This is a genomic window from Nesterenkonia sp. AN1 (assembly GCF_000582475.1).
Taxonomy (GTDB): domain Bacteria; phylum Actinomycetota; class Actinomycetes; order Actinomycetales; family Micrococcaceae; genus Nesterenkonia; species Nesterenkonia aurantiaca.
The window spans coordinates 1-12,173 of record NZ_JEMO01000014.1; the positions used below are offsets into that span (position 1 = coordinate 1).

The 12,173-nt window shown below is 66.4% G+C and carries 11 protein-coding genes and 1 pseudogene; 3 read left to right on the plus strand and 9 right to left on the minus strand.

What is annotated here, in order from left to right:
- The first annotated feature begins 87 nt into the window (after positions 1-87).
- The 3 genes from BG28_RS07210 (at position 88) to BG28_RS07220 (ending at position 5,214) form a co-directional block, all read left to right on the plus strand.
- Positions 88-3,135, plus strand: a complete 3,048-nt coding sequence (locus BG28_RS07210; RefSeq protein WP_051501148.1) for an RNA helicase — start codon at positions 88-90, stop codon at positions 3,133-3,135.
- Positions 3,128-4,327, plus strand: a complete 1,200-nt coding sequence (locus BG28_RS07215) for a hypothetical protein (RefSeq protein WP_036475403.1) — start codon at positions 3,128-3,130, stop codon at positions 4,325-4,327. Before BG28_RS07210 ends, BG28_RS07215 begins: the two co-directional genes overlap by 8 nt.
- A gap of 152 nt (positions 4,328-4,479) precedes the next feature.
- Complete coding sequence (locus BG28_RS07220; RefSeq protein ID WP_036475406.1) at positions 4,480-5,214, plus strand: polyprenol monophosphomannose synthase; 735 nt, start codon at positions 4,480-4,482, stop codon at positions 5,212-5,214.
- A gap of 212 nt (positions 5,215-5,426) precedes the next feature.
- Here BG28_RS07220 and BG28_RS07225 read toward each other — a convergent pair whose 3' ends face one another.
- The 9 genes and pseudogenes from BG28_RS07225 to BG28_RS07265 all read right to left on the minus strand — a co-directional run bounded on the left by BG28_RS07225 (position 5,427) and on the right by BG28_RS07265 (position 11,827).
- Entirely contained in the window at positions 5,427-5,768 is a 342-nt protein-coding gene (locus BG28_RS07225; RefSeq protein WP_036475408.1) for an RNA polymerase-binding protein RbpA, read from the minus strand.
- 77 nt (positions 5,769-5,845) lie between these two features.
- Positions 5,846-7,078, minus strand: coding sequence for an SPFH domain-containing protein (locus BG28_RS07230; protein WP_084479551.1), 1,233 nt, complete (start codon positions 7,076-7,078; stop codon positions 5,846-5,848).
- Between the two features lie 38 nt (positions 7,079-7,116).
- The gene (locus BG28_RS07235; protein WP_051501149.1) at positions 7,117-7,632 is read right to left on the minus strand and encodes an NfeD family protein; all 516 of its coding nucleotides are present in this window, start codon (positions 7,630-7,632) and stop codon (positions 7,117-7,119) included.
- A 38-nt stretch (positions 7,633-7,670) separates the two neighbouring features.
- Entirely contained in the window at positions 7,671-8,639 is a 969-nt protein-coding gene (locus BG28_RS07240; RefSeq protein ID WP_161634813.1) for a putative RNA methyltransferase, read from the minus strand.
- Between the two features lie 144 nt (positions 8,640-8,783).
- On the minus strand, positions 8,784-9,074 hold the full coding sequence (locus BG28_RS07245; RefSeq protein WP_036475410.1) for a hypothetical protein: 291 nt from the start codon (positions 9,072-9,074) through the stop codon (positions 8,784-8,786).
- A gap of 13 nt (positions 9,075-9,087) precedes the next feature.
- Positions 9,088-9,420 (minus strand): annotated as a pseudogene (locus tag BG28_RS07250) (hypothetical protein); the annotation flags it as partial.
- A gap of 172 nt (positions 9,421-9,592) precedes the next feature.
- On the minus strand, positions 9,593-10,849 hold the full coding sequence (gene fmdA, locus BG28_RS07255; protein WP_036475415.1) for a formamidase: 1,257 nt from the start codon (positions 10,847-10,849) through the stop codon (positions 9,593-9,595).
- 45 nt (positions 10,850-10,894) lie between these two features.
- Positions 10,895-11,185: an FmdB family zinc ribbon protein gene (locus BG28_RS14930; RefSeq protein ID WP_036475416.1), complete on the minus strand. Its 291-nt coding sequence runs from the start codon at positions 11,183-11,185 to the stop codon at positions 10,895-10,897.
- Positions 11,186-11,194: 9 nt separating this feature from the next.
- Entirely contained in the window at positions 11,195-11,827 is a 633-nt protein-coding gene (locus BG28_RS07265) for an AmiS/UreI family transporter (RefSeq protein ID WP_036475417.1), read from the minus strand.
- Between the last annotated feature and the right edge of the window lie 346 nt (positions 11,828-12,173).

A 12,173-nucleotide genomic window follows, 5' to 3' on the forward strand; every position in this document is an offset into this window, starting at 1 on the left:
AGGCATGCGACGGATCGCCGGGGGAGCCCTCTGGGGACGGATATGCCATGTGAAGTCCACCCGGCGGTGATGTCATAGGCTGGAAGCATGAGTTCACCGGCCGAGCGCTACGCACAGTCACGTCGACGAGCTGCGGAGGCCAAGACTCAGCTCGGGGTCTTCCGCCAGGCTCAGGCCTTCGACCTCGACGACTTCCAAGTCGAGGCCTGTCAGCATCTGGAGGCCGGACGGGCCGTTCTGGTCGCGGCCCCCACCGGGGCAGGCAAGACCATCGTCGGTGAGTTCGCCGTCCATCTCGGCCTGGCCTTCGGGACGAAGACGTTCTACACGACCCCGATCAAGGCCCTGTCGAACCAGAAGTACCAGGAACTGGTGGAGGCCCACGGCACGGACAAGGTGGGACTGCTCACCGGGGACACCTCGATCAACTCCGAAGCGCAGGTCGTGGTGATGACCACCGAGGTGCTGCGCAACATGCTCTACCAGGACTCGGCGACGCTGCGCGACCTGGGCTACGTCGTGATGGACGAGGTCCACTACCTGGCCGACCGCTTCCGCGGCGCGGTCTGGGAGGAAGTGATCATCCACCTCCCGGAGCATGTCCAGGTCGCCGCGCTCTCCGCGACGGTCTCCAACGCTGAGGAATTCGGAGCCTGGCTGGACACGGTGCGCGGGGAGACCTCCGTGGTGGTCTCCGAGCACCGCCCCGTGCCGCTGTGGCAGCACATGTTCGTCGAGAACGAGCTGCACGACCTCTTCATCTACGAGGAGGACGATGACGCTCCGACCCTGGTCAACCCGGAGCTGCAGCGTCTGGCGCACCAGGGCGAGGCTCCCGGTTCCCGGCGCAGCGGCGGAAACCGATCTCGCGGCAACGGCCGCGGTCCCGGGCGAGGACCCGGTCGAGGCCGTGGCCCCGGCAGGGGTGGCCCGGGCCACGGCGGCCCCCGCCAGGAGCTGCGCAGCAGCGCCTCCTCCAGCCGGGGCGGCGCGGGCGGCCGCAGTGGAGCGGGACCCTCCGGTGCTTCTGGGATCTCCGGGTCCGGGGCAGGACGCCCACGGCTGAATCGGCCCAAGATGATCCGCGCCCTGGACCGGGACGGGCTGCTGCCCTGCATCGGCTTCATCTTCTCCCGCGTCGGCTGCGAGGCCGCAGTGGAGCAGTGCCTGCAAGCCGGCATCGTGCTGACCACCCGCGAGGAGGCCGCTGAGATCACCTCCCGGGTGGAGCAGATGGGTTGGGACCTTCCTGCCGAGGACCTTGCGATCCTGGGCTTCGAGAGCTTCCGCGAGGCTCTGATCAACGGGGTCGCCGCACATCACGCGGGCATGCTCCCGCCGTTCAAGGAGCTCGTCGAGCAGCTCTACGCCGAGGGGCTGCTCAAGGTGGTCTTCGCCACCGAGACCCTCGCGCTGGGGATCAACATGCCCGCGCGCACCGTGGTGCTGGAGAAGCTGGACAAGTTCAACGGCGAATCCCACGTGGACATCACGCCTGGGGAGTACACCCAGCTCACCGGTCGGGCTGGCCGGCGCGGCATCGATGTGGAGGGCCACGCCGTCGTCGTCTGGCAGCCCGGAATGGACCCGCGCCAGGTCGCGGGACTGGCGTCCAAGCGGACGTATCCGCTGAACTCCAGCTTCAAGCCCTCCTACAACATGGCGGTCAACCTCACGGCGCAGTTCGGACGACGGCGCGCGCGCACCATCCTGGAATCTTCCTTTGCGCAGTTCCAGGCCGACCGTTCGGTGGTCGGCGTCGCCCGGGATGTGGCGAAGCGGGAATCCTCCATGGCCGGATACGAAGAGGCGATGGCCTGTCATCTCGGGGATTTCCGTGAGTACGCGGCGCTGCGCCGGAGGCTCAACGAGGCCGAGAAGGACCAGGCCAAGGCGCGCCACCGGCAGCGCCGCCGCGAGATCATCCGGGTCCTGGCAGCGCTGCAGCCCGGTGATGTCATCGAGGTCGGTGGCAAGCGTGGCTTGGGCGAGTCCCTGGTGGTGCACAGTGCGCCGGAGCATGATCCGCGTCCCGGAGTGATCACCGCCGACGGCAAGTTCCGCAATATCACCGCCGAAGACTTCGTGCAGCCGCCGGAGGTGATCGCCAGCATCAGGCTCCCGCGCAAGCCCCAGGTCAAGGTGCCCAAGGTCCGCCGGGATCTCGCGTCCTCGATGCGCGCCGCGATGCATGAGCGGGTGCCTCCCCGAGCGGGGGCGCCGACCGCCGGATTCGGATTCCGCGAGGAGGAGACCGAGTCGGAGTCGCTGGAGCAGCTGCAGACCGCCTTGCAGCGCCACCCCTGTCACGGCTGCAGCGAGCGGGAGGACCACGCTCGCTGGGCCGAACGCGCCTGGAAGCTGCAGCGGGAGATCGACCAGCTCAAGCTCAAGATCGACAGGCGCACCGGCTCTATCGCGAAGATCTTCGACCGGGTCTGCGGGGTGCTGCACGAACTCGGGCACCTGGAAGCGGTGGATCCGGAGCTGATGCCCCATGTGCCACCCGCCGACCCGCAGCAGCTCAGCCCCGCTGAACCGGCACCGCAGCGTCCGGGATTCACCGCCGAGGAGTGGTTCGCCACTGAATTCGCGGTGACCGATCGCGGACAGCAGCTGCGCCGCATCTACGGGGAACGAGACCTGTTCACCGGGCTGCTCATGGAACGTGGGGTCCTCTCCGGGCTCACGGCGCAGGAGCTCGCCGCGTTCGTCACGGTGCTGGTCTACCAGGCCAAACGTGAGGATGAGGGGGCCATGCCGGTGATGCCGACCAAGCGCCTGGCCCAGGCCACGCGCACCGGGATCGAGGTTCACGCGGAGCTCGAGGGTCTGGAGAAGCGGCACCACCTGGAGCCCACTGCGGCACCGGAGCTGGGCCTGGTGCTGCCCATGTATGCCTGGGCGGGGGGCCAGAGCCTGCGCAGCGCGCTGGACGACTCGCCGCTCGCCGCAGGAGACTTCGTGCGGTGGACCAAGCAGTGCATCGACACCTTGGACCAGCTGAGCAAGATCCCCCACACCCCGGCCAAGCTTTCGGCGCGCTGTCATGAGGCAGTGCAGCTGATCGGCAGGGGAGTGGTGGCATACTCCTCGGTGGCCTATCAGAACCTGGAGGAACCCGCTGATGACTAGCACCGGTGCCGCGCACCCGCCGCGGCTGCTGACCAACGGCACGATCCATTCCCCGTCCGAGCCCTACGCCGACGCGATGCTGGTCGAGGACGGGCTCATCGCCTGGGTCGGCTCGGACGAGACCGCCGCGGAGCGCAGCGACCCCGACCTGGTGATCCAGGATCTGGACCGCGCCCTCGTGGCGCCCGCCTTCGTGGGCTGGGTGGATGTGGCTGCCCCCGGTGCTGAGGAGGGCTCCGGGACGCCCGAGCCCAGCTCCAGCTCCGTGGAGACCGACTCCTGGGAAGACCGCATCACCGCCGAGCTGGACGAGACCGCGGCGCAGGGATGCGGCGCGGCACGGCTGAACATCGACCTGCCGGTGAGCGCACTGAGCGACGCCGAGGCGGCACAGGCCTCGTTGAACGCCGCGTTCCGCGCCGCCGCCGATCACCGGGTGCGGGCCTATCCGGTGCTCACGCTGACCGGTCTCGGCGACTCAGGCGTGGCAGACCGGCTCGACGCGGTTCGGGGCGCCGCGGAGCTGCTTCGCACCGTGGACGCGATCATCGGCCGCCCGGCCGCCCTGCAGCTCCCCGCCGAGGATGTGCTGGAACACCTGCTGAGCATCCGGATCGCGGTCGCACTTGCACAGCGTCAGCTCATCCTGCGTGTGGAGCAGCCCAGCGACCCTGCCGTCGTGGTCGCCGCCCTGGTGGAGTCCACCGCCGAGATGCGCGCCAAGCGGCAGAGTCCACCCGGCGGGCTGCCCACGATGCTCCACGGCTTCGATTCCGCCTCCCGCGAGGACTGGGAATTGCTGCTGAACACCGGTGTGCAGGTGGTGCTGCGCGGTCGAGGTCACCTGGCCACGGCGCTGAGCGTCGGTGTACCGGTCAGCGCCGTGGCGGAGGCCGGGCACCATCCATGGGCGGCGGTGAGCGCGCACGTCCATCATGAGGACGATCCGGTCTCGGTGCGGGCGGCCTTCAACGCCCAGACCCGCGGCGCCTACCGCTCGCTGCCCGAGTCCAGCGGGACCCCGGCCACCTCCGCGCAGCTGGATCCGGGCGCCGGGCCACCTACGCGCTCTGGGAGGTGGATTCCCTGGCAGTCCAGACGCCGGATTCGCGCACGGCCGCGTGGAGCACCGACGTGCGGGCCCGCACGCCGCTGCTGCCCTACCTCGACGGAGAGACGCTGCCCACGCTGATCGCCACGGTGATCGACGGTATGACGGTGACCGCTGGACCGGGCGCCGGTTCCGGAACAGCCTCCCAGGCCTAGCTGCCAGCACGTGACCGTAGACTGACCCCGACCCTCCGCCCCCAGCCCCACGACCCCCAGAAGGACGCGAAGCGACTCGTGAAGATCCTGACGATCATCCCGACCTACGACGAGATCGACGCCCTGCCGGGCACGGTGGCACGTCTGCGGGCGGCAGTGCCGACCTCAGATGTGCTCATCGTCGATGACAACAGTCCCGACGGGACGGGAGACTTCGCCGAGGAGCTCGCCGAGCAGGACGCGCAGATCAACGTGCTGCACCGCAAGGCCAAGAATGGACTTGGCGGCGCCTATATCGCGGGATTCCACTGGGGACTCGAACGTGGCTACGACGTGCTTGTGGAGCTCGACGCCGATGGTTCACACCAGCCCGAACAACTGCCGAAGCTGCTGGCCAAGATCGATGAGGCCGACCTGGTCATCGGGTCGCGCTGGGTGCCGGGAGGTTCGGTGGTCAACTGGCCGCTGCACCGGGTGGCGATCTCTCGGGCGGGCAGCCTCTACTCCCGGACCCTGTTGGGCCTGAAGGTCCGCGACATCACTGCCGGATTCCGGGTGTTCCGACGTTCGGTGCTCGAGGAGATCGATCTGGGCAGCATCGAATCGGTGGGCTACGGCTTCCAGGTCGATATGACCTTCCGGGTGGCGAGCATGGGCAAGACCATCGCCGAGGTGCCGATCACCTTCGTCGAGCGCACCCAGGGCGAATCCAAGATGAGCTCGAACATCGTGGTCGAGGCCATGGTCAACGTCACGCGCTGGGGACTGCGCGCTCGGGCCCAGAAGCTGGGGCAGAAGCTGCGCCAACGCTGAGGATCCGCCCCTACGGGCTGGGCGGCAACGCCTCCACCGGGAGCGCACCGAGCCGCAAGATCCGAATCTGCAGCGAGGTGTGACGGCGGAAGAAGGACTGCTGAGCAGCAGATGCATAGAGCGACGGCGTCCGTCCCGAATTCTCGGGAAGGACGCCGTCGCTCTATGGTCGGCAGGCTTCTCAGCTCAGCCGGGTATCCGCTGCAGCAGTGTCAGGCGGCTTCGCCGCGACGCTCCTTGAGCAGCTTCAGCCGGTCCTGCAGGATCACCTCGAGGTCCTCCGTGGAACGGCGTTCCAGCAGCATGTCCCAGTGGGACCTGACCGGCTTCACCGGCTCGGCCTCGGGCCGGTCCACGTCGACGCGCAGACCTTCCTTGCCGGTGGGGGAGACCCAGGTGGCTGGGACGTCGGCCTCAGCGGAGAACATCACCCGCATCCGCTCGCCATCCTCAGTGCGGTACTCGATCTCCTGGCGGGGCGCCGGCTCGACGCCCTGCTCGGTTTCCATGGACTGCGCACCGAGGCGCATTCCGCGCAGACTGCGATCACTCATCGATTATCCTCCAGTGTGATGGGCAGAGTCATTCCTAGCTATAACTCTAGAGCACCGCGGTGTTATTCCCATCTTGGTCAGCGCTGGGGGTCCTCCAGTGGCTCCGGCTGCTGCTGGAAGACTGGCTGCTCGGTGAGCTCGGCACCTTCTTGGCTGGGAGCCTCGGTGCGTGACTTCGCGGCCTCGGCGTTGCCGACCTGAGCCTTGCGGGCCTCCTGCTCAACCTCCTGGCGACTGGTGTAGTGCGGGTTCTCGTCGGTCACCGAGGTGCTGCGGGCCGATTCGGCCAGATCCGCGATGGTCGAGGAGATTGCGGGCTTGCCCTGGTTCTGCGCGTTCTCCTGGGCCTTCTCCTGACGGCGCTGCTTCAGCCGCTCCGCGCGGGCCGCGCGTTCGGTCTCTCGGTCCTCGAGGCTGATGCCGGACTGCTGGGCTGACTCCGGGCCGCCGAACGCGCCGGAGAGGTTCTTCAGCGCGTCGCTGAACTCTCCGGGGATCATCCACATGGTGTTGGACTCGGACTTGGCGATCTCCGGGAGGATCTGCAGGTACTGGTAGGAGAGCAGCTCTGGGCCGGGCTCGGAGTCGTGGACCGCGTTGAACACGGTCTCGATAGCCTGCGCCTCAGCGTTGGCGCCCAGGATTCGTGCCTGTGCATCACCCTCGGCGGCGAGGATCGAGGCCTGGCGCTCACCTTCTGCGGTGAGGATCGCGGCCTGCTTGGTGCCCTCCGCGGTGAGGATCGCGGCGCGACGTTCACGCTCGGCGCGCATCTGCTTCTCCATCGAGTCCTGGATGGAGTGCGGCGGCTCGATGGCCTTGAGCTCCACTCGGGCCACGCGGATGCCCCAGCGTCCGGTGACCTTGTCCAGTTCTCCGCGGAGCTGTCCGTTGATCCGGTCTCGCGAGGTCAACGCCTCTTCCAGATTCAGTCCGCCGACCACGTTGCGCAGGGTGGTCGTGGTGAGCTGTTCCACCGCGATGATGTAGTTCTGGATCTCGTAGGTCGCAGCCTTCGGATCGGTGATCTGGAAGTACACCACAGTGTCGATGGAGACCACCAGGTTGTCTTCGGTGATCACGGGCTGTGGCGGGAAGGAGACGACCTGCTCACGCATGTCCAGCATCGGCAGCAGCCGATCAACGAAGGGGACGAGCAGGGTCAGTCCCGGGCCCTGGGTGCGCTGATACTTGCCCAGACGCTCGATCAGTCCCGCGCGAGCCTGCGGCACGATGCGCACGCTGCGAGCGATCACGATCACCACCAGGGCGACAAGGACCAGGAGAACTACAAGTGCAGTGACTTCCATGACGTTCCGTTCTTTTCAGTGGAGCGCCTGATGATCGCTCAGGCGCCTTCCGGTCGGGGAGTGTGGGGCCCGAGGGTGTCAGGTCCCGCGTCATCCCATTTGATCTCTCGCGCCGGCCTAAGGTAAACGGTCGCGCCGTCCACCGAATCGACGACGGCGGTCATGCCGGGTTCGATGCGCACGTCGTCGAGGGTGCGGGCCGTCCAGGTGTCGCCGTCGACCTCGGCGAGTCCGGAGTCTCCCGTGATGGCTTCCAGGACATGTGCTTCCATGCCGGCCATCCGGTCGATGTTGGTCAGCTGGTTCGCCGGACCCTTCTTGAGATGTTTGAGCGCGATGGGCCGGACCGCGCCGAGCATCAGCAGCGCGGTGGCGCAGCCGACCAACACCTGCAGCCAGGGCTCGCCCCCTGCGAGGGCGACAGTGGTGGCCGCGCCGGCTCCGACGGCGAGCATCAGGAAGAGCAGATCGAGCGTGATGGCTTCCAAAACCAGCAGTCCCAGGGCCAGTGCCAACCAGGGTGCCCAGAGGTTATCGCCGAACCATTCGATCATCTCAGCTCCTCATCAACCCATATACGCGTGGGTTCAGCCTATCCGCGCCACAGGCTCACGTCGAGGTGGACGGTGACTTGTGACACCTCCCGCGCCTGAAGGCTCTGGCGCAGCGTGTCATAGTCATGGTGATGTCCGGCAGGACCCATGAACACCAGGTCAGCCGCGAGGCCGGCGTCGACGGGAACCGCCGCGGTGACCTGTGTGGTCTGCTCGAGGGCCCCGAAGGACGGTGTCATCTGCTCCTGCAGCTGATGCAGCTTCTGGCCCGGCACCTCGAGCATCCCGGCTGAGCGCAGCTCGATCAGGTGTGAGTCCCCCGGGGTGACCACCACAGCAAGACCGTTCGGCCGGAGCACGCGCGCGTACTCGCCCACGTTGCGGGGCGCGAAGATGTCGAGCAACAGGTCCACCGAATCCGAGGCCAGGGGGAGTGGCTGCCAGAGGTCCCAGGCCAGCGCCAGGGTTCGCGGGTGGCGGGCCGCGCGTTTGAGTCCAGCGGTGGAGAGATCCAGGGCTATCCCACGGGCCTGGGGGACCACCTCGAGCAGCTGGTGCAGGTAGTGCCCGGTGCCGGCGCCGCAGTCCAGCAGCAGCGCAGGTTCAGCGGGGGAGGCGGCTGCCTGCTGGGGCAGGTGCTGGGTGAGGATCCGTGCCAGTTCCTTGCTCAGAGCCGCGAAGATCCCGGCATCCTGAACGCTTTCACGGGCCATGATCATCTGCGCCGAATCGGCGGTGAAGCGGGTGCCGCGGCCCGATAGCAGGTTGACATAGCCCTGACGTGCCGCGTCGAAACGATGACCGGCGGGGCAGCTGAGCGCCTGCAGCGCCGAGGGTGACGATTCTCGCCGCCGCAGCTCGATCCGTTGTGACGCTCGGTTATTCACGGTGGTCCTGGCGTGCTCCTGCAGCCCGGCACTGGTCGATGAGGCGGGTGATTCGCGCTTCAGGGTCGCCTCCAGCGGTGCGGCGCAGGCGGGGCAGGTCAGGGGCCAGGGTGGGGTCACGTGGTCCAGGCTATCGCTCGGGACCGGTGCCGCCGGACGATCGAGCCGAGCCATCCACCGAGCTGAGCCCTCCACTCGGGGCCGGGCCTCATGGCAGGCCAGGCGGGATCGGATCCCGCGGATCTGATCCCTGCGAGTGACGCATCAAACGGTCGCAGGCATGTCCTCTTGCTTGTTCTCCTCGCTGCTGCCCCCGGCGGGACCATCCCCGGCCGGCTCTAATCTGATGATCACGCCCTTCGAAACCGGAGTGTTGCTGCCGACCACGGTGTCATCGAGCGGCACCAGAACGTTGCCCTCCGGGTAATACACAGCGGCGCAGCCGCGGGCTGTGGGACAGGCCACCGCCCGGAACTTGCGCAGCACTCTGTCCTTGCCGTCGGCATACTCCCCATGCACATCCACCAGGTCACCATCGCTGAAGCCCAGCTGCACCAGATCCTCAGGGTTCCCGCAGCTCGCTGATCGGGTGTTCGGCCCAGAAGTCGGAGGCCACCGTCACCGGTGTGGCTTCCCAGGTGACTGTCTTCGCCCCGTTCTCGCAGTACTCGAACTTGCTGCGGTGACCACTTGGGTCCGGCCACGCGCAGCTCATGCAGTCGAATCCCTGTTTCTGGTTCATCGTCAGCAGCGTGCGAGCGCTTCGCGAGGCCCCCATGTGCTTGAGCGCTGGCTGCAGCGAGTGGTACACCCCCGGCATTCCGGCCGCCCAGTCCTTGGGCTTGTCAACTTCGAGATCGTTCTCGTCAGCTTCCTCCACGGGTGGATTGGAGCGAGTCATGAGCATCCCTTCTAGACCGCGTCTCAATGTTCAGTGGCCCTGCTCCTGCCGTTGTGATTCACAAGTCGGGTCCAGGTCCCTGGGTGACGTCCGGCTTCGAGCGGATAGGGCCGCCGTCACAGCGATATGACCCTCACCGCGAAGCGCGGTGAGGGTCTTCGACCATCGCGGTTCACTGGTTGGCGGCTCGCGGCGCACCGATCCCGGGAGTGATCTGGAACGGGCCATCTGCGGATGGCTGCACGTCGAAATCGAAGATCGAGGTGGGGATGTATACCGTCGAGCAGGAATTCGGAATGTCCACCACCCCCGAGAGTCGGCCTTCGATCGGCGCCGCACCGAGCAGCAGGTACGCCTGTTCGGGTGAGTATCCGAACTTGGCGAGGTAGTCGATGGCGTGAAGGCAGGCTCGCTGGTACGAGAGGTGTGAATCCAGGTAGCGCTGTTCGCCGTCGAGGGTGACCGAGGTTCCGGAGAACGCCAGCCACTGGCTGAATTGAGGTTCTACGTTGCCGGGCATGAAGATGGCGTTCTCACTGACCCCGTAGGTCTCCATGCCGCCCTTGATCACATCGACATGCAGGTCGATGAAGCCACCCATCTCGATCGCGCCACAGAAGGTGATCTCACCGTCACCCTGGGAGAAGTGCAGATCACCCAGGGAGAGGTTGGCCCCGTCGACGAATACCGGGTAGAAGATCCGGGTGCCCTTCGAGAGGTTCTTGATGTCTTGGTTTCCGCCGTTCTCGCGGGGTGGCGCAGTCCGGGCGGCCTCATGGGCCACTCGGTCGAAGTCCTCCGCGGCCAGGGACCCGAGAACCGCGTGTTCTGCCTCTGGAGGCAGCGCCAGGGGAGGTACTCGGTGTGGGTCGGTTGCGATCAGATCGCCTTCTCGCTTGTTCCACTTGGCCAGGAGTTTCGCCGACGGCGCGGTGCCCATCAGCCCCGGATGGATGAGTCCGGTGAAGGACACATGGGGGATATGGCGGGAAGTGGCTGTTTGACCGGTGAAATCCCAGATCGCCTTGTACGCGTCGGGGAACTGATCTGTCAGGAAGCCGCCACCATTATTGCGCGAGAAGATTCCGGTGTAGCCCCAGCCTTGCCCAGCGAGGGGGCCGGAATCCTCCATGGGGATGGGTCCCACGTCAAGAATGTCCACCACCAGGAGGTCCCCTGGCTGAACGCCTTCCACGGCGAATGGACCGCTGAGCTTGTGGACGGTCAGCAGCGGCGCGTTGAGTATGTCTTCAGCAGAGTCATCGTTGACGATGGCGCCGTCGAACCATTCGCGGCAGTCCACCCGGAATGACGTACCAGGCTTCACCGAGGCGACCGGCGGGATCTCCGGGTGCCAGCGGTTGTGTCCTACTTTCTCCTGATCCTCGAACTTCTTGGAAGAATCGAGTGGAAATAGCAGCTCGGGCATGGTGTTCTCCTTCGTCGGATACGTCGGATACGTCGGATCGGGCAGTTAGGGGCGGGGAAGCTTCTGGTGCAGCGGGTTCGCGGTGTACTTCTGTGCAGGCCCAGAGGGGCGGCCGGGAGCAGGAGAGTCCACGACGTCTGGTTCATGTGCACTGCGCTGAGTGGCTTCGATGAGTCGAGCTGCGGCGGAACCACCCCGAGAGAGCCGGGGCGCGCTGACTCGGCGTCTGGAGGAACCTCCGCAGGTGGGGCAACGTGCGGTGTCCGGCACCGAGCGCATCTCAAAGACCAGGTCGAAGTCGGTGCATTCTGGGCATCGGAACTCGTAAGTCGGCATGATCAGCTCTCAGGTGGCGATGGGTGCGGTGGTCGATGCCTCGGACTCTGCTGCGGCGCTGCTCCGGCGTCCGATGGTCACCGCGATGGCAAGCGCCAGAACTCCGAGGGCCGCAAGGGTCAATGCGAGGGTCGTGTTGGATTCGTATCGGCCGAGCAGCAGGACGAACGCTGGGATCGTGCCGGTGAGGTGGCTGATCAGAATCGTGAACCAGCCGGTGGTGAGGGTCAGAGAGTCCATGTTCAGTCCCAGCAGCAGGAAGAAGAGGAACCACAGGACGGCCCAGATCCACCAGATGACCGCGAACACGGGGTCATCGAGCGTGAGTTGGATGAACCCGATCACGACTGCGCATACCGAGACGAACAGCGAGAACCAGCCGAGGCCCTCCCCGCTCAGACCAGTGAGCTGCAGAATGCCCACATAGAGGTAGGTGAACCCGAAGAGGTAGAGGCCTGCGGCCCCAAGGATGATCCCCGGGTCGTTGTCGGCCTGTATCAGGATGATGGTCGGGAAGACCACCTGCATGCCACCTACGAAGAAGTTGAGTATGGCGGCGGACTTGCCGGGGATCACCCCGATCAGCATGAGCCCGTTGATGAATAGAACCGCACCGACGTACAAAAGTCCGACGTTGCCCATGATTCGGTCGCCTCCCAAGTGGCCTTCGGCCTATTTCAACCATGGTCCCGGGGTGCGAGGGCGGATAGGGCCTAAGGTCCTATGAGCCTGGTCAGCGGGCGGCGTCAGGGCTTCAGGATTGGTCCCCAGGCCGCCGGATCCCGGGTTCGGTATCGACGGTGGACGGTGAGCGTGCCGACCTGGGGGAGCGGGTCGTCGATCTTCCCTGCTTCTGCAATGGGTCGGGCTCGGGGCGCAAGCTTCGAAGACGTCGACGAGGACGAGACCTGGTTGGTGTGATGGCCAATGGCCCTGCTGCTGAGGAGTCTCGGGAGAAGCCAGGGGCCGTTGGGCCCTGGCGTGGACA